Here is an 18362-nt window from a genome sequence, read left to right as displayed (position 1 = left end):
TTATTCTTCCTCTCCGAAAAAGACGGCAATCAGTTGTTCGATCCGCTCATCCGCGATAATATAATTGACTTCCAGACCGCTGCGTTCGGTCATGACGATACCGGCACTGCGCAGTTTTTGCAGATGCTGGGAGACGGTAGACTGCGGCAGATCAAGACATTCCTGCATATACGACACATTACATTTCTTTTTGCGCAGCAGCCCACGCACAATACAGAGCCGTACCGGGTGAGACAGTGCTTTGAGCACTTCGGCAGGTTCGTCGTACTTTTTCCAATCCTGTATATTAAAAGCAGAATTCATCTTGTATACCTCCCGGTTTTGATTTCAATAAATTACAGTACAAAGTCATAAAGTATATAGAATAAATACAGTATGATAGGGTAAATATTTTGTAAAAGATAAATATCATGAATCGTTATATCGTAATATTACGTTATATTGATTTAGTGGTCAATATTTATTTTTTACTGGAAAAAAGATACACTATCACTGGATAGATGGGAGGCATACGCAATCTATACCAGCAGGTATATGGTAAATACCAAGCAAACGAGCCACAAGAACAAATCAAGCTGTCTATAGATGTAAATAATTCATACCAGTCAGCTTGTATAGATGGGAAGGAGGAAGTCCAAAATGGGAAAATGGATTGATTATGCACTTGGATTTTGTATTCTGGGTGGGTCACTTCGTTTGTATAGCAGCACAGGGAATATTCATTATCTTTGGCTGGCACTTACGCTGGGTCTGTTTGCAGTACATATCATTTTCTATAATAGACGGGAGAATAACGACTCCGATCAGGACACATCGACGGAGTCATCTCCGCAAGTCTCCAGTACCAAGCAAAAATGGGGAATAAACCAGACGCTGCTCATTGTTAGCTTGTTTATGATGATGCTCAGTGTCAGCGTTATCTATATAAGTGAAACGTATCAACTGTCGCCAGCATTTGCATGGAGTACACTGGCTGTTCAACTGGTCGTAACCTGTGCAGCCAGCGGGTCTTTGCTACGACAAAGAAGCCGATCACTGAGTCAGTAAACCTACAACAAGATATACAAAATAAACTCGTTACCATCGGAAAATGATACTCGACAACATAGAAAAGCAACAAAAGGAAAGGGTGTTGCATTTATAAAAATATGTGTTATACTAAAAATATCTTAAATATGAGATATACAATTTAAGATCAATTATCAAAGTTTTTGCAGCAGCATAAAAAGTCAGTAAACACAAAATCAAACTAAAATAATGCCAGCAAACAGCTGCCATAACAACGGAGGTATAATTATGATCCAAAGCTTAACTCGTATTAATGAACTTGCCCAAAAACAGCGCGAACACGGCCTGAACGATGTAGAAAAAGAAGAACAGCGTGTACTGCGTCAGGAGTATCTGCGTGAGATTCGTGGACAGGTACTTGGCACATTTTCCCGGTTGACTGTAGTCGATGCTATGGGTAATGATGTTACTCCTGACAAACTGCGCGCTGAAAAAGAAAAAGGATTTATTATTGATTAAACGATGACTTCTCATTTAGCCAATCTGCTAACTGATCCAGGTCATTGGTATACTCGGCATCCCTGAAAACCCGTATGTATAAACCGCAAGGTGGAATCCATACGGGTACGGGGATGCTTTTTTTGTTGCAGCCTGCACGGCTACCCTAAGCAGCAACCCAATCTACATAGCAAGTGAACGAAATAGAAATTTTCAAAAAATTATAATTTGCATAGACAGATTCCGCGAGAACGCCTGGCTCTATGGAAGGATGAGATTTTATGTATGGATATATTCAGGCTTGGATTTGGAATTACCGGTTTAGGTGTCTTAACAGAAGGTTATAAAAACACAGTCGGACTTTTTGGTTATCAGACCAAATGCTGTCAGGACGATGTTATCCAAATTACACATCATGCCATAGATTGCCGTACTGATTTGTGAGAATTTTGATATCCCTAATTAAATTAAAAAGAGTGTAACGTGAACAGAGCACAACAGAGTGCACATGGAATAATCGATTTAAAAGAGGTGAATACATGAATAAGACGCTGGATAAGCGGGCACAGATTGTTGAAGCATCACTCGCGCTTTTTGCCGAGAGAGGTTTTGATGGTACAACTGTACCCGAGATCGCTGAACGGGCGAGTGTAGGAGCAGGCACTATTTACCGCTACTTCTCTAGCAAGGAAGCGCTGGTCAACGCGTTATTCCAGGATCGGCTGGCGAGATTGCATGAGGGATTTGAACAGGCTTTTCCGCAGACAGGCGATCCACGAGCCCAGTTTCGCCATATTATTATGCGGTTGACCGAGTTTGCCGGTACCGATCTGAATGCGCTGCATTTTATTGATACGCATTATTATTTCAGATTGCTAAATGAGCAGAGTCTGAACGTATATTACGAACTGATGGATTTTTTTGATCGGTTTATTCGTAACGGTCAGCAGCAGGGTATGATCAAAAATCTGCCTTCGCATACACTGATTCTGATGGTATTCGGCGCATTTCTCGGGATATGCAAGCAGAAAATGGCATCTGGCTTTACTATTACGGATGACGCGCTGCTTCAGCAGGCGGATCAATGCTGCTGGGACATGATTGCTGTCCACAATTGAAAAAGCAACTGGTTTTGATATATCATAATTGTCATATCTTTTTTTATTGCATTATAAACGGAATGAATATTCATTCCTTATCACTTATTCCTTTCTCAACTGTTGATTGTCGCTATAGCCACGTATCCAGACAGGAGGAGATTTATAATGTCAACAATTCCACAGCCCAAAACATTTGGACCACTCGGCAACCTGCCTTTGATTGATGCAGAGCATCCGTTAGAAAGCGTAATGAAACTGCTTGATGAACATGGACCACTGATTAAGCTCGAATTTCCGGACCGTGAAGAAATCTATACATCTGACCCCCATCTGGTCAAAGAGCTGTCCGACGAATCCAAATTTGATAAAAATGTATGGAGTCCTTTGCAACGGGTACGTCCTTTTGCCGGAGACGGTCTGTTCACCAGCTGGACGAATGAACCAAACTGGGGTAAAGCGCATCGTCTGCTCATGCCCAGCTTCAGTCAGCGTGCTATGCAGGACTATCATGACAAAATGGTCGATATCGCTGTTCAGCTGGTACAAAAATGGTCACGTTTGAACCGCGACGAGCCGGTCGAAGTGCCGGATGATATGACCCGGCTGACACTGGATACAATTGGACTGTGTGCGTTCAATTACCGATTTAACAGCTTTTACAGTCAGGAACCTCATCCTTTTGTAGAGAGTATGGTCGAGGCATTGGATGAAGCGATGAACCAGGGGCATCGGCTGGAGATTCAGAACAAGCTGGCACTTCACAAAAAGCGCGAATTCCAGAAAAATATCGACTATATGTTCGAAGTGGCGGACGGCCTTATTGAGCAGCGCAAGGAAAATGGAGATCATGGAGAAAATGATTTGCTCAGTCGGATGCTAAACGGCGTTGATCCGGAGACCGGAGATAAGCTGCCGGATGAGAATATCCGCTATCAGATGATTACCTTTCTGATCGCCGGTCATGAGACGACGAGTGGACTATTGTCTTTTGCCCTGTATTTCCTGCTCAACAATCCCGACAAGCTGGAAAAGGCACGTGCCGAAGTGGATCGTGTACTGGCTGACCCTATACCGGGCTACAAACAGGTACGTGATCTGAAATATATCCGCATGATTCTGCGAGAAGCGCTGCGTCTGTGGCCGACGGCACCAGCCTTTTCCCGGATGGCCAAGGAAGATACGATACTGGCAGGCCAGTATCCGCTGCAAAAAGGGCAAAGCGTCAACATCATCAGTCCTTCTCTGCATCGTAACCGGGAAGTTTGGGGTGACAATGCAGAAGCCTTTGAACCGGAACGATTTGAAGACGAATCTCAGATTCCGGAGTATGCGTACAAGCCATTTGGACATGGGATGCGTGCTTGTATTGGTCAGCAGTTCGCCATGTATGAAGCGACACTGGTGCTCGGTATGCTGGTCAAGCATTTTGAATTCGAGGATGCCGAGCAGTATCAGCTCAAGATCCGTGAGGCCCTGACGCTGAAGCCGGACGGATTCCGTATGAAGGTACATCCGCGTACTGCCCGCGTCGCCGTAGCGATTCCTGGTACCGAAGGTACAGAACAGCAGAACGAGCCCGAAGTGTCCCAAGCGGTTCAAAAGCATGATACTCCGCTGCTCGCTCTGTACGGCTCCAATCTGGGTACCTCCGAAGCGGTAGCGAGAGAACTGGAAGAAGGCGGAAAAACGTACGGATTCGAGACATCTGCTGCACCTTTGGATGATTATGCGGGCAATCTGCCGCAGGAAGGCGTACTGATGATCGTGGCTTCTTCGTACAATGGTCAGCCGACCAGCAATGCGGAGAAATTCGTCAACTGGCTGCAAAATGCTGATAGCAGCAGCTGCAAAGGTGTAAAATACGTGGTCTTCGGTTGCGGCGACCATAACTGGGCGAGTACGTATCAGCGTATTCCCAAGCTGATTGATGAGCTGCTGGAGCAAAAAGGCGCCGAGCGTATTTTCCGCCGTGGTGAAGGTGATGCGAGCGGAGATTTTGAAATGCAGCTGGACGAGTGGAGAAGTGAACTGTGGCCGGAGCTGTTCAAGATTTTCAATGTAGAGATCAATGAACAGGAATTGAAAAAAGAAAATGCTATTCAGGTACAGTTCGTTAATTCGCCGGTCGGCAGTCCGCTCGTGCGTAATTATAATGCAGTAGAATGCGAGATTGCGGAAGCCTATGAGCTGCAGCAGCCGGACAGCGGGCGCAGCACACTGCATCTGGAGATTGCCCTGCCACCGGGTGAGACGTACCACGAAGGCGATCATATGGGGATTATCCCGCGCAATCCGCAATCGCTCGTACAGCGTGTACTTCGCCGATTCCGCATGGATGGCGGAGAGCGTATCCGCATTACCGGCCAGGGCAGCAGCGCGGCTTATCTGCCGCTGGATCGTCCGGTATCGATTATGGAACTGCTCACACTCAGCGTTGAGCTGCAGGATGTAGCGACCCGCGCCCAGATTCGGGCAATGGCCGACAATAACCAGTGTCCGCCGCATCGCAAAGAGCTGGAGGCGCTGCTGGATAACGAGACGTATCATCGCGAGATTTTACAAAAACGGGTGACTCTGCTTGATCTGATGGATGAATATATGTCCTGTGAAATGTCGTTTGAGCAGTTCCTTGGACTGCTGCCGGCATTGAAGCCTCGGTATTATTCCATCTCCAGCTCGCCAGCTGTACAGCCGGATCGTGCCAGCATTACGGTTAGTGTAATCGCCGGTCCTGCACGTAGCGGCAAAGGAGAATACTATGGCATAGCGACCAGCTATCTGTCCGAATTGAAAAAGGGAGACACGGTATTGATGTTTATCCGTTCTCCGCGTTCCGGCTTTGATCTGCCAGAAGATCCGCAATCGCCTATGATTATGGTTGGACCGGGTACCGGAGTAGCGCCATTCCGCGGCTTCCTGCAGGCACGTCATCATATGCAGCAGCAGGGAACAGCACTTGGCGAAGCCAGATTATACTTTGGCTGCCGCACACCCGACAAGGATTATCTGTACCGGGATGAACTGCAGCGTTATGCGAATGAGGGTATTGTAAAGCTATATACGGCCTTTTCCCGTCAGGAGCCAAATCACAAGCAGTATGTGCAGGATATGATGCGTGAACATGCAGAGGAATTGATCGGTCTGCTCGATGAGAGTGCCAAACTCTACATTTGCGGTGACGGCAATAAGATGGCACCGGATGTGGAAAAGGCGCTGCAGGAGATGTATAGCGATGTACATCAGGCGAGTGCCGAGCAGGCGGAACAGTGGCTCGGGGAGCTTCAGCAGAATGGGCGTTATGTGAAAGATGTATGGACGGGTATTTAATATGGGGATAAGAATAAATACAAGTATAAAATAATCGAGTCTGGGATCATCTGTATCAGCTATCTAAACTAGCTATCCAGGCTATCAAAAAGAACAAGTAAATAGAATTATCGAAAAGATTATCAAAAAGTGCTATCGCACTCCCAAACTGTCAGTGTCCTGTGAGGCTATCTAATTGACAGACGGGAGTGCTTTTTGCCTTGTTTTAATCCGTCTTCAATTACACATCATGTATTCATAAATGCTGTCGTTCAAGCGATAATAAGAAGGTACACTATTCTTTTACATATAAGGCAGGATGCCGGAGACCTGGGATGTACATAAGCCGGTCACTATAGAAAAAGGGGAACAATACATTTATGACAGAGAGAAAAAGAATGATTCATCATCTGGCGGTCTCTTCCGCTCTGAGCCTGACACTGGTGGCAGGTTCTGTTGTGCTGCCATGGATGCCGGTCTTATCCGTTGCGGCGGCGGATACCACATCTTCCAATCTGAGCATTGTAGCCGTGATAGACGGAGACAATTATCTGCTGTCCGACGGCTCCATATGGGCCAAATCAATCAAGGGACCATGGCATTCCCAGTACAATTTTAAAGGTATTACCAAAGGGACCAATAACCATTTCTACGGCTGGACCGAAGGCGGACAGGTAATGAGCTGGGATACCGTTACCGGAAAAACAGAGATCGTCGACGGAGTAAACAATGCTGCACAGGTAGCCGGCAACGGTATCATCCTCGGACGCGATGGAAAAATCAGGCTGGCGGATTCCCATCGACTGGATACTCCGCCGAATAATATCAAGTTGATCGACGGGTTCGAAGATTCCTATGCGGCGCTGAAAAATTCGGGAGATGTCTTTTACTACAAATCTTCCGAAAGCGGACTTGGCCGCAGAATCGGCAATTATCCTGATGCCGTCTCGATCAGGCAGGATGGAGTTGCACTCGCCGTACTGCGCAGCGATGGCAGTGTAACATTACATGATCTGCTAGCCGAAGAGTCGCCAAAAGTAATTGCGCAGGATGCTGTCTCTATGGCCTGGCAGGGCAGTAGCCGTACCCTGCTGGTAGTGAAAAAGGACGGAACTGTCTGGTCCTGCAGCCGGGCATCCGGATTTGCTCCCGAGCAGCTGACCGAGCTGAGTGATATCCGTGAAGTCACCTATGGACCGGAAGGCATTTATGCCCGGCGCAACGACGGCTCCTGGGTACTGGATAACCGGCAAAATGTAACTGCATTTAATGTACCTTCTATCATGGAATTGAAGTTAGTACTCTCTAAAACCGATGCTGCTGTAGGAGACAAAATTGAAGCACAGGTACAGGAAGTATATTCCAATGGCTATATAAGCAGCCGCCCGGCACAGTCAGAAGAACTCAAGGTGGACCCGCCACAGATCGCCGAAGTGCTGTCCGATGGCAGTCTGAAAGTAAAAGCGATCGGCGGCGCTGCAGTTACCCTGAACGCAGACGGGCGTACTGCGCAGGCTACACTAAATGGCGCATCCGAAGAAGCATTGACCGGTGCTTTGCTCATTGATGGTATCGTCTATCTGCCGGTACAGAGCGTATTCAAGGCACTCGGTGCCTCCGTAGCCGTTAATGGTAATCAATTTGCAATCACATGGGGCAAAGACCGGATCGTCCTGAACAAAAATAGTGCAGCAGCCAAAATCAACGATCAACCTGTTACCATGAAAGGCAAAGTACAGATCGCTGATGGACAGACCGTGTTCCCAGCAGCGCTGCTGACGAGCATTGCTTCATCAGCCAAGGTCAGCTGGGATGCCCGTTACAAACAGGCGGTACTAAATGTAAATGGCTCCAAAGTGACCGTACAATCAGCAGATACACAGCGTCTGATCAAACAGGGAGAGATTGGTAATCTGACACGACTGCTTGGTAAATCATATTGGATTAATGGCTATAGCGGAGCGGGTGACCGATTCAGCAAAGTAACGATTGCAGACATTAACGCAGAGAAAGATCCGTATAACCGCACCCGATTTGTTGTTCATTTCCGCGGTGCCAATGGCAAGGACTATCCAAGCGATCAGATGACTGCCAATGAGATTACCGAGCTACTGTCCGATTCCAGCCAGTTCTTTACGTACAGTCCGTCCAGTAAATACAACTGGTCCGCGTCGACCTGGACACATATCCAGAATGGAGAAGTAGTCCGTGGAATGACCAAGCAGCAGGTATTATTTGCGTGGGGCGAACCGGATCGTAAGGAAGTATCCAGACAGGATGGTCATGTTATCGAAGTCTGGTCTTATATTAGCGGCAATTCGCTGGATATGCTGGGCTTTGGTGACGGTGTGGTATACGAAATATTCAGTATTTAGGAATGTGTATGAGTCACTGGATAAATGAATACAATTAGCCTGATTTGTGAAAATAATTAATGGACTATACCGACTGTGAAATAGAGAGTGCTGAGATGTAGACTATTCTCAGCACTCTTTTTATGCTATATCTCTTGCCAATCCAGTTTGTTCAGACAAGACAAAACATTGTTTGCAATCAAAAGTAGTCGGAATATTTGTTAGCGTATACAATGGAAATAAATAACGATGGAGGTGGGGGTATGGCAAATTTCTATTGCAAAAATCATAAGGAACGTATAGCTACACATCAGTGCTCGCGCTGCAGCAAGCCACTGTGCGAGGAATGCTATAATCCGCAGATGGATGCCTGCCAGGTCAACTGTGATGCGGATATTCCGGTGAATCCACGTTTTCAGCGTCCGAATCCCGATGGACCACAGCCTCGCAAATTCAATTGGTTCCTGCAAGTGATTGTACCGATTCTCGCAGCTATAGGAGGACTTACCCTGCTGCTGCTTGCGATGTGTGGAGCCATGCTAATGGGCATGTAACAGAAAGCAAAAGGAGGAGAAGCATGGAGTTCCCGGTTTATCTACATATCGGTTCATGGCGGATTCATCCGCATGTACTGTTTGAGACGCTGTCCTATTTTATCGGATTCCGTGTATATCTATGGACACGGCGTCCAAGCGACATGAGCAAGCTGGTGAGTCTGCAGATTCTCGCCGGAACGATTCTGGGTGCAGCGCTGGGTGCCAAGCTGTTGTTCTGGCTGGAAGATCCGACAGCGACCTGGGCGCAGCTGAGTCAGGGACATTTTCTCTGGGGAGGCAAAACAATTGTCGGCGGCCTGCTGGGCGGTCTGATCGGGGTAGAGCTGACCAAACGACTGGTCGGCTGGAAAAATTCCACCGGAGATGATTTTGTGTATCCGCTGATTCTGGGAATCGCGATTGGCCGCATTGGATGTTTTCTGACCGGGCTCGATGACCATACCTACGGAATCGCTACTACATGGGCGACCGGGGTTGATTTTGGAGATGGTATTCTGCGACACCCGACGCAGCTGTATGAGATGGGATTTCTGATGATGCTTGCGATTTTGCTGGTTCCATTATACCGTCAGAGTCGCGGACAGACGGGGGTCGCAGGCAGAGGCTATGTATCCGGACGTATGTTCCAGTGGTTTATGACTGGCTATTTGTTGTTCCGGTTCATGATCGAATTTATCAAGCCAACGCTTCATCCGTACCTGGGACTGAACAATATCCAGCTCGCCTGCCTGGCGGGATTAATCTATTATGGCTGGTTATTATTCGGCAAAGGACCGCAGCAGCGAAGAGCAGTGACTGCAGACTATTCGGGCTGACATCGATGACCAAGCTAACTACGTTACAGCATTCACCGACCTTATTATGAATGTATACATATTTTATTCAGACAAAAGGAGCAATCACATGCCCAAAAATCGGCCTTACCTCTATCATGAGTTGACCAACAGTATCTGTTCGACCTGCTATCGCAAGGCAGAAGCCAAGATTATTGAGGAAAATGGCCGCATTTATATGGTCAAGCGCTGCCTTGTACATGGACCGGAAAAGGTACTGATCTCGACCGATGTAGAGTATTATCACCGTACTCGTGAATTTGTTAAACCTTCTGAAATGCCGCAGGTCTGGAATACACCGATCAAATACGGCTGTCCCTACGATTGTGGACTTTGCCCGGATCACGAGCAGCATAGCTGTCTGACTCTGCTGGAGATCACAGATCATTGTAATATGAAATGCCCGATCTGTTTTGCCGAATCTTCACCGCATCGTACATCGTATCGCTCACTGGAACAGATCGCTTTTATGCTCGACCGGATTGTAGAGAATGAAGGCGAGCCTGATATTGTACAGATTAGCGGCGGAGAGCCGACGACGCATCCGGACTTTTTCGAAATTCTGGAGATGTGCAAAAGCCGTCCGATCAAGCATATTATGCTGAATACCAATGGTGTTCGAATAGCCCAGGATCGGGAATTTACCAGACGGTTAGCGAGTTATATGCCGGGATTCGAGATTTATTTGCAATTCGACAGCTTTGAAGCATCGGTACTGAAAGAGCTGCGCGGTGCGGATGTGCGCCGGATTCGCGAAGATGCAATTCGTCACCTGAATGAATTTAATCTGTCGACTACACTGGTCGTCACCCTGAAAAAAGGACTGAATGATCAGGAAATCGGCAAAATCATTCAATATGGACTGAAGCAGCGCGCAGTACGCGGTGTCACGATTCAACCTATTCAGGCAGCAGGCCGGCTGGAAGGTTATGATCCATCCACAGATCGTCTGACCGTGAGTGAAGTACGTCAGATGATTATCGACCAGTCCGGTGTATTTAACGAAAATGATATTCTGCCGGTACCCTGCCATCCCGATTGTCTGGCAATGGGCTATGCATTAAAACTGGGTAAGCAGGTACTGCCGCTGACCCGCATGATCGAGCCGGAAGTGCTGCTGGAAGGAGATAGCAATACGATTGTGTTCGAGAATGATCCGGTGATCCGGGGCAAACTGTTCGAACTGCTGTCTACCGGACATTCGCCGATCTCCTCGGCACTGTCTCTAAAAAGCCTGCTCTGCTGCCTGCCGCTGGCCGCTGTACCCAAGCAGATTAACTATGATAATGTTTTCCGCGTGATTATTATGCAGTTCCTCGACGCATATAATTTCGATGTGCGTTCGGTGAAAAAGTCCTGTGTACATATCGTGCATCCGGACGGACGCATAATTCCTTTTGACACGTATAATCTGTTCTACCGCGATGACAAGGAGCAGCTGCTGGAAGAACGCAAGCGCGAGATCGTGACCGCATGGGAGTAAGTGTGAGTGAATAGAGCAACAAGAAAGTAAATAAAATAGAGCAACAAATGGAATTACAACAAAACCGGGCAAACAAATAAACACTAGCCATAATTAGTAAGGATTAGCAAGAAACAAAGAGGATGAGTAGTAACGATTAACAAGAATAAGAAGCTATTCAAAAAGGAGCCTAGCGCTATTACGGCGCAGGCTCCTTTTTGAGTAAGTGTTGTAGGTTTATGTTTAACTTCTATAACTGCTGTCCCTGGTAAGCAGCACGGTTAGTACCAGAGACAAGATCACAACAACTACCATGGCTACAAGCTGAACTACATTTTCAATTCCATTGGATAGACTAATATGGGCAAAAATCAGATCCCGTAGTATGTAGTAGAATATTTGCAATAATGCCATAAAAACCAGAATTCTGACGATCCAAGATTTGATTGTAGATCGAATAATATCACCTTCTTGCTGTTCATTTTCGATTCTAAATAGATGCCATATAGCTATTTTAACATAGCTGTATGGCAGTAATCATGTCACATAAGAATGGAGACGGAAACGGGATTTTGAGGGGAAAATGCCGTTAACGGAGATAAAACAGAACAAATTTACACAAAACTATAAAATTATAAACATTCATATGTTATATAAAATCATTATATGAAAAATTCATAACAATAAAAACAAACCTGTAAAAAAGAAATTCTAAATCCTTTTACTCCCAGCGTCAACATTATTTTCGCAGAGACTTGCTGATCAGGAAGCGATTATATTACGATACAAAAATAAAGCGATCCGGCTAAATGAAAGGAGTATAACAACCGTTATGACACAGGCAGCGCAACTATGGCAGAACCTTATTACATCAGCAATTGTCAGAGAAGGAGGTACCGAAGAAAGCCTTGAACTTTTGCCTGGCGTGGCGGAGCAGGCATGGAATAGACTCGCAGAGCGTATACAGGCAGACGTCCCTGCCGAGATCAAGGCATTCTATCAGATATATGGTGGTCAAAGGGATGAGAGCGGTGTACCTCCCTTGATACGTAATCTGACACTGCTGCCGGTAGAGTCGATTATGGAGCAATGGCAGTTTCTGAATGAAGAGGTAGAATTGGATGGGATGGAGGTAGACAATGGTCCGGGAGTCAAACCGACAATATGGAGTCCGGCCTGGATTCCGATAGCGACCAATGGAGCAGGTGACTATCTATGTGTCGATACCGACCCGGATGTTGGAGGTACCTATGGACAGGTGTTGTACTACTGGCATGACTGGGAGAACCGTTCGGTAGAAGCGGAGAGCTGGTTTGCTTTTATCGAGTTGTGTTTGGCAGAAGAGGATTAAGCTAGGAGAATGAACCTCAGAAACGTTAGAATGAATCGAGGAAGCAATCCATGTGATTACATGTATTGCTGCAGTATAATAGAATCTATTTCAAAAAATACAATTCCTATAAGGTCATGAATGACCAGGTGAGCAAAGATGAGTATAGAAAGCGTTTTGGTAGAAATCCAACAGTTATATACCGAAGAATACGAGATACTGCCACTGTATGAAGAATGGGTTGAGCTGCAAGAAAGTTTTGTAGAGGAATTCCGACGATATGCAGCTGATGATATTATTAGTGCGGACTTTGATACCTACGAGTCACTGATTGTAGGGCTGGCGAGCCGCCGTACAATAGAACGCCTGGAGGATGCACTGGAACGGTACAAGTACAAGCCTTGGCTGGAAAAGTCGTTTTATGATAGATATCCGCAGTATCGTTTTTTGGAGAGATATGATTTGTCAGAGTATCCGAAGATGTACAGGACGATGATTGTATTGGAGCGAATGCGGATAAAGCTCCTTGAGCTGATCTGTCTGCTAGATTTTACAGAAAAGAAGTAGATGGATATAAGGAAAATAAGATCGCATAACTTATATATACTTATATAGATATAGTTCTACAAATAAACAGTCAATGGGTCAACGATGACGAGCAATCATCATTTAATAACATTAATATCCATACCAAAGATAATTACTCATCAAAATCAACTACCAACAAATTACGGTTGTCGAATCTTAAATTAAAAAAAGCCTTTAACTTGTCCGTTATCACAATATAACGAGCAGATTAAAGGCTTTTGTCTGTATTATTGTACAACCTTATAGATGACTATTCTGCAGATATATACTCATTTCATAGAATCGCATAGTTGACAAATATATTAAACCAGCATATATTGTTACATGTTAATCGTAATTATTACTATTAAATAATTATAGATCCAAGCAAGTAAATGACTAATGTTATACGATCATGCCAATTGTAATAAAGCACCTATACGACCTCCAGAACAATAAGCGTAGTGTAGTGTAATGGAACCCCGTAATTCTATCCCATCTATCCAAACATTAAGGAGACTCAACATGACTATAAAACCATTACCCGTAACAGTACTCAGTGGCTATCTGGGTGCAGGCAAGACGACGGTACTGAATCACGTACTGAATAACCGTCAAGGACTGAAAGTAGCTGTTATCGTTAACGATATGAGCGAGATCAATATTGATGCAGCTCTGGTCAAAGAGCAGGGAACACTATCACGTACCGAAGAAAAACTGGTCGAAATGTCCAACGGCTGCATCTGCTGTACCTTGCGTGATGATCTGCTGCAGGAAGTGCAGAAATTGGCACTCGAAGGACGTTTTGATTATATCCTGATCGAATCAACAGGCATCAGTGAACCAGTACCTGTCGCACAGACTTTTACGTACGCCAATGAAGAATTGGGAATTGACCTGACCGAGCTGGCAACGCTGGATTGTATGGTGACGGTCGTGGACGCTAACCGATTCTGGCATGATTATGAATCCGGAGAGACACTGCTGGAGCGCAATCAGGCAACAGATAACGAAGATACACGCGATGTGGTCGATTTGCTGATCGATCAGATTGAGACTTGTGATGTACTGCTACTAAACAAATGCGATCTTATCGATCCGCAGGAGCTGGAGCAATTGGAGCAGGTTATTCGCCAGCTGCAGCCAGGAGCGCGTATTATCCGTACAACACATGGGCAGGTTGATCCATCCGCTATCCTGAATACCGGCTTGTTCGATTTTGAGAAGACGAGTCAATCGGCAGGCTGGATTCGTGAATTGGAGCTGGACGAACATAAGCCGGAGACGGAAGAGTATGGAATCAGCTCGTTTGTCTACCGCCGACGGGCACCATTTCATCCGGAGCGTCTGGCGGAATACATGAGTTACTGGCCCGAACAGGTGGTACGTGCCAAAGGTCTGGTCTGGCTCGCAGCCCAAGGCGATCTCGCAGCCAGTCTCAGTCAAGCCGGACCCTCTATCCAATTCGGACCGGCAGGTCAATGGGTTGCTGCGCTGCCGGCAGAGGAGCAGCAGATCATTCTGGAGGAAGAACCGGATGTACGAGAGCGCTGGGATGAGCGGTGGGGCGATCGATTGACTGAACTGGTCATGATTGGAATTGGTATGAACCTGATAGAATTGGAAGCAGAACTGGATGAATGTCTGCTGAATAAAGAGGAACTGGAGCAGGACTGGAGCACTTTTACCAATCCATTACCATGGCCAGTGGAGATTCAACAGTAGACAGCAGGAAGCGCTAAGACCAGATCACAGGTATAGAGCGAATAGGGGGAGTCCGGCATAGGAGCAGACATTCCGGAATAACTGATCATCCAATGCCGCTGTTGTGTTGTTCGATTTAGTAATGAAGCACAGAAGTATATTACTTTCCGAATAGGAAAAGTCTTTTAAAACATAGGCTTAAATCGTAATAATTACGTATAAAGGTGGTCGAAAATATGGCAGTATCAACAACGACAAATAGGGATCACAACGTAGACGAGCGAATTCCGGTAACGGTACTCAGTGGTTATCTGGGCGCAGGCAAGACAACGATTATGAATCATGTGCTCAACAATCGGGAAGGACTACGAGTTGCTGTTATCGTCAATGATCTGGGTGAAGTGAATATCGATGCGGATCTGATCCGGGACGGCGGAGGATTATCACGTACCGACGAGAAGCTGGTAGAGATGTCCAACGGCTGCATTTGCTGCACGCTGCGCGAGGATCTGCTTGTTGAAGTCGAGAGACTTGCCCGGGAAAAGCGATTTGATTACATCCTGATCGAATCGACAGGGATTGGTGAACCGGTACCTGTCGCGCAGACCTTCACTTATGTAGATGAGGAGAATGGGATCGATCTTACCCGACTGACCCGATTGGATACAATGGTGACCGTGGTCGATGCTCCGCAGTTCTGGCAAGATTACTATTCCCGTGAGACACTGCTTGATCGCGGTCAGGCTGTCGGTGAAGAAGACACGCGTGGTATCGTGCATCTATTGACCGATCAGGTGGAATTCTGTGATGTGCTGATCATTAACAAAGTCGATCTGGTCAGCGAAGCCGAGCTGGCACGTCTGGAAAAGGCACTTCGTGCATTGCAACCGGATGCCCGGTTGATCCATTCGACATACGGACAGGTGAATCCGGCAGATATTCTGAATACCGGCCGTTTTGATTTTGAAAAGGCCAGCCAATCGGCAGGCTGGATTCAGGAGCTGCTCAAAGAAGAGCATACTCCGGAGACAGAAGAATACGGAATCAGCTCGTTTGTGTACCGCCGCAAGGTTCCTTTCCATCCGGAACGTCTGCTGCGCTGGATCATGAATTATCCCGACGCTATTGTTCGTTCCAAAGGGCTAATCTGGCTGGCGACTCGCAATCATATGGCGATCAGCTTCAGCCATGCGGGTACATCCAAGCAGCTGTCACCGGCAGGACTATGGGTGGCTGCACTCAGCCAGGAAGAGCTGGATTATCATTTTGGCGGAGAAGTGCCGAGAACGCCCGATTGGGACGAGCAGTGGGGAGATCGGGTGACCAAGCTGGTCTTTATCGGAGTGGAGATGGATCGCGCAGAGATTGAACGCAGCCTGGATCAAGCATTACTTACTCCCGAAGAGATGACATCCAGCTGGCGCAATCTGAACGATCCACTGCCTTCATTTGGCTAATCCTGTTGTACGTCGACGTAGGGCGATATTACTCTTTCCATATATAAACAATCAGTAAATCAATAATTATTTCCACACTGTATAAGGAGTGCATGATCTATGAGCAAAAACAGACGTAACTATGGCAAAATGCCGCTGACCAAAGGTATCGAGATGGCATCGGTCTACAGTGTCAAAGAATGCGGACATCGTGCCAGACATATTGTTCTATCGCCCGAAAACAAAATGATTACTGGTGAATTTCTGAGGATTATCGATATGAAAGACCAATTCGCGGTTCATGATGTACCCGTACCCAACAAAATGATGATGTTCGGTCCGCCAGGAACCGGCAAGACACTGACCGCTTTTCATCTGGCTCATCAGCTGGAGCTGCCGCTGGTAACGGTGCGGCTGGATGCGCTGATACATGCCCATCTCGGAGAAACAGGCAGCAATGTACGCAGAATCTTCGAGTATGCGCGAATAGAACCCTGTGTACTGTTTATGGATGAATTTGATGCCGTAGCCCGGACAAGGGATAATAATGATGAAGTAAAAGAAATGGCTCGTGTGGTGAATACGCTGCTGCAATGCCTCGACGAGTTTCCGGAACATTGCATTTTCATCGCAGCGACCAATCTGGAGACCGAACTGGATAATGCGATCTGGCGGCGATTTGATACGAAGATGGTCTATAGCAATCCGGCGGCCGAACTGCGGCTGGAGTATATCAGACGGTTATGCGGTGATTTTCCAAGCGAGCCAGGGCTGCAGGAGTGGGCGAGCGAAAAAATGGAAGGATGCAGTTACGCGGATCTGGAGCAGATTATTCTAAAAGCCAAGCGCAAAGCGATTATTGATAATATACCGCTCTCCCGTCTGCTGATCGATCTATCTATTCAGGAGTATCGTCCGTATCATCTGATTGCTGCACAGGGCTAGACAAATATATTCATAACATGGGCTATTAAAAGTATCATGGACGATCCAAAATAAAATCGAGGCGGTATGCGGATTCCATTTATCCGTATACCGCCTCGATTTATTCTATAGGCTGAGCTCTGAAATTGGTACTATTAATCTGTGTCAGCAGATTCTGCTCCGTCATATATTCGAAAAGATGAACAATGACCATAAAATCAGCAGGTTTAATCAGGTGTACCAACACCTGTGCTGCCGGAAGATGATGCAGAAAATCACTGAAAAAAGAAGCGTCCAATAGACTGCTGTCATACATATTTACTTCGATAGGCAATCCGCTATCACTGGCGAACCGGCAGTGTTCTCCGTGCAAATGTATATTCCAGTATTGACCTTTGTACCAGATCGGTTTCAAGCTATCCACTTCATAGACTCGCTCAATAGCATCTTCAATATGGACAGGTTCCTGTCCGCCCTCAGGCATATGGATATATTCTGCTGTCAGCAGAGACGCCAGTAACTGCTGTCCCATGCGTGTATAAAGTTCTGTAAACCGGATCGTCTCCTGGACAATTTCCGGTGTATATGGATCGGTAATCATGCGGTAGTGCCTCCTGTAGGTTCAACTATACTTGTGACTGATCCATCATTATACCACGGGATGCTATAATAAGGGGATAAGGATATGAAAATGGGAGTTGTGACACCGATGGACTATAACCAATACCGGACAAAAGTGAAAAACGAAATAGAGCGCCGCGGCTTGACCTCCATACTCAATAATACACGCTGGAACCGGTTGCTGCATGGCGTATATGAACGCCTGCCTTTTCCACCGCCTTTTCAAATGAAAAGTGTTTTGTCCGAGCAACCGTATCCGGAACCATTCGAACAGGATGTGAATTATAACGGCGACTGGCACACCGCAATCGGCGATATGTCGGATGGTGCACGCTTTGCTGCGTGGCAGAGTCCTGCTTTTGATATTGAATGGCTGCGTGTCAAGCCGAGACGCCTTCAGTATCAGGGAAGACTGGTCGAGCCGCTGCTACTTGATATTGAACAGGAATTTGCCGCTTTACTCCGGGAAGAGCGTATTCCTCATACCAAAAAGGGAAATGATTACTGGATCTATGGATACGCTGCTGCCGAGCAACTCGCCTGGATTCATCTCTAATACTCGATTGAAATAGTGTGCAGGGTAGTTTCTGATAGCCTGAATCAACAAGAAAAAATGGCAGATCCTCATAAGAGAATCTGCCGTTTTGATTTGTAGCTGGAGT

Annotated in this window: 17 protein-coding genes; 14 read left to right on the top strand and 3 right to left on the bottom strand. The window is 46.4% G+C overall.

From position 1 onward, the window contains the following. Entirely contained in the window at positions 1-303 is a 303-nt protein-coding gene (locus AR543_RS14855; protein WP_060535254.1) for an ArsR/SmtB family transcription factor, read from the bottom strand. Positions 304-639: 336 nt separating this feature from the next. On the opposite strand from AR543_RS14855, the gene AR543_RS14850 reads away from it, so the two are divergent. From AR543_RS14850 to AR543_RS14815, 8 genes are all read left to right on the top strand, one after another. Further along, positions 640-1047: a hypothetical protein gene (locus AR543_RS14850; RefSeq protein ID WP_060535253.1), complete on the top strand. Its 408-nt coding sequence runs from the start codon at positions 640-642 to the stop codon at positions 1045-1047. A gap of 249 nt (positions 1048-1296) precedes the next feature. After that, a complete protein-coding gene (locus AR543_RS14845; protein WP_060535252.1) occupies positions 1297-1527 on the top strand; it encodes a DUF896 domain-containing protein in 231 nt (76 codons plus the stop codon). 518 nt (positions 1528-2045) lie between these two features. Beyond that, entirely contained in the window at positions 2046-2624 is a 579-nt protein-coding gene (locus AR543_RS14840) for a TetR/AcrR family transcriptional regulator (RefSeq protein ID WP_060535251.1), read from the top strand. 147 nt (positions 2625-2771) lie between these two features. Then, positions 2772-5933, top strand: coding sequence for a bifunctional cytochrome P450/NADPH--P450 reductase (locus AR543_RS14835; RefSeq protein ID WP_082472240.1), 3162 nt, complete (start codon positions 2772-2774; stop codon positions 5931-5933). A 359-nt stretch (positions 5934-6292) separates the two neighbouring features. Beyond that, on the top strand, positions 6293-8287 hold the full coding sequence (locus AR543_RS14830; protein ID WP_060535250.1) for a stalk domain-containing protein: 1995 nt from the start codon (positions 6293-6295) through the stop codon (positions 8285-8287). A gap of 242 nt (positions 8288-8529) precedes the next feature. Next, positions 8530-8820, top strand: a complete 291-nt coding sequence (locus AR543_RS14825; protein WP_060535249.1) for a hypothetical protein — start codon at positions 8530-8532, stop codon at positions 8818-8820. A 23-nt stretch (positions 8821-8843) separates the two neighbouring features. Beyond that, positions 8844-9638, top strand: coding sequence for a prolipoprotein diacylglyceryl transferase (locus AR543_RS14820; RefSeq protein ID WP_060535248.1), 795 nt, complete (start codon positions 8844-8846; stop codon positions 9636-9638). An 88-nt stretch (positions 9639-9726) separates the two neighbouring features. After that, positions 9727-11139: a radical SAM protein gene (locus AR543_RS14815; RefSeq protein WP_060535247.1), complete on the top strand. Its 1413-nt coding sequence runs from the start codon at positions 9727-9729 to the stop codon at positions 11137-11139. A gap of 222 nt (positions 11140-11361) precedes the next feature. Here AR543_RS14815 and AR543_RS24320 read toward each other — a convergent pair whose 3' ends face one another. Then, on the bottom strand, positions 11362-11532 hold the full coding sequence (locus tag AR543_RS24320; protein ID WP_158523976.1) for a hypothetical protein: 171 nt from the start codon (positions 11530-11532) through the stop codon (positions 11362-11364). Positions 11533-11950: 418 nt separating this feature from the next. Here AR543_RS24320 and AR543_RS14810 point away from each other — a divergent pair, with 418 nt between their 5' ends. The 5 genes from AR543_RS14810 to AR543_RS14790 all read left to right on the top strand — a co-directional run bounded on the left by AR543_RS14810 (position 11951) and on the right by AR543_RS14790 (position 17100). Continuing rightward, the gene (locus AR543_RS14810) at positions 11951-12469 is read left to right on the top strand and encodes an SMI1/KNR4 family protein (RefSeq protein ID WP_060535246.1); all 519 of its coding nucleotides are present in this window, start codon (positions 11951-11953) and stop codon (positions 12467-12469) included. Positions 12470-12607: 138 nt separating this feature from the next. Further along, the gene (locus AR543_RS14805) at positions 12608-13015 is read left to right on the top strand and encodes a YxiJ family protein (protein WP_060535245.1); all 408 of its coding nucleotides are present in this window, start codon (positions 12608-12610) and stop codon (positions 13013-13015) included. A gap of 525 nt (positions 13016-13540) precedes the next feature. Further along, the gene (locus AR543_RS14800; RefSeq protein ID WP_060535244.1) at positions 13541-14740 is read left to right on the top strand and encodes a GTP-binding protein; all 1200 of its coding nucleotides are present in this window, start codon (positions 13541-13543) and stop codon (positions 14738-14740) included. 215 nt (positions 14741-14955) lie between these two features. Then, positions 14956-16176 (top strand): GTP-binding protein, encoded by a 1221-nt coding sequence (locus tag AR543_RS14795; protein ID WP_060535243.1) that lies wholly within the window; start codon positions 14956-14958, stop codon positions 16174-16176. A gap of 99 nt (positions 16177-16275) precedes the next feature. After that, positions 16276-17100 carry an AAA family ATPase gene (locus tag AR543_RS14790; protein WP_060535242.1) on the top strand — a complete coding sequence of 275 codons (825 nt, stop codon included), beginning with the start codon at positions 16276-16278 and terminating at the stop codon, positions 17098-17100. 100 nt (positions 17101-17200) lie between these two features. On the opposite strand, the gene AR543_RS14785 is transcribed toward AR543_RS14790, so the two are convergent. Next, on the bottom strand, positions 17201-17680 hold the full coding sequence (locus AR543_RS14785) for a hypothetical protein (protein ID WP_060535241.1): 480 nt from the start codon (positions 17678-17680) through the stop codon (positions 17201-17203). Between the two features lie 84 nt (positions 17681-17764). Here AR543_RS14785 and AR543_RS14780 point away from each other — a divergent pair, with 84 nt between their 5' ends. Then, positions 17765-18256 carry a DUF6678 family protein gene (locus tag AR543_RS14780; RefSeq protein ID WP_060535240.1) on the top strand — a complete coding sequence of 164 codons (492 nt, stop codon included), beginning with the start codon at positions 17765-17767 and terminating at the stop codon, positions 18254-18256. The last annotated feature ends 106 nt before the right edge of the window (positions 18257-18362 follow it).

This window comes from Paenibacillus bovis (genome assembly GCF_001421015.2).
Lineage (GTDB): Bacteria > Bacillota > Bacilli > Paenibacillales > Paenibacillaceae > Saccharibacillus > Saccharibacillus bovis.
The sequence above is the reverse complement of the archived record's forward strand: the minus strand, read 5'-3'. Positions and strand labels throughout refer to the sequence as shown.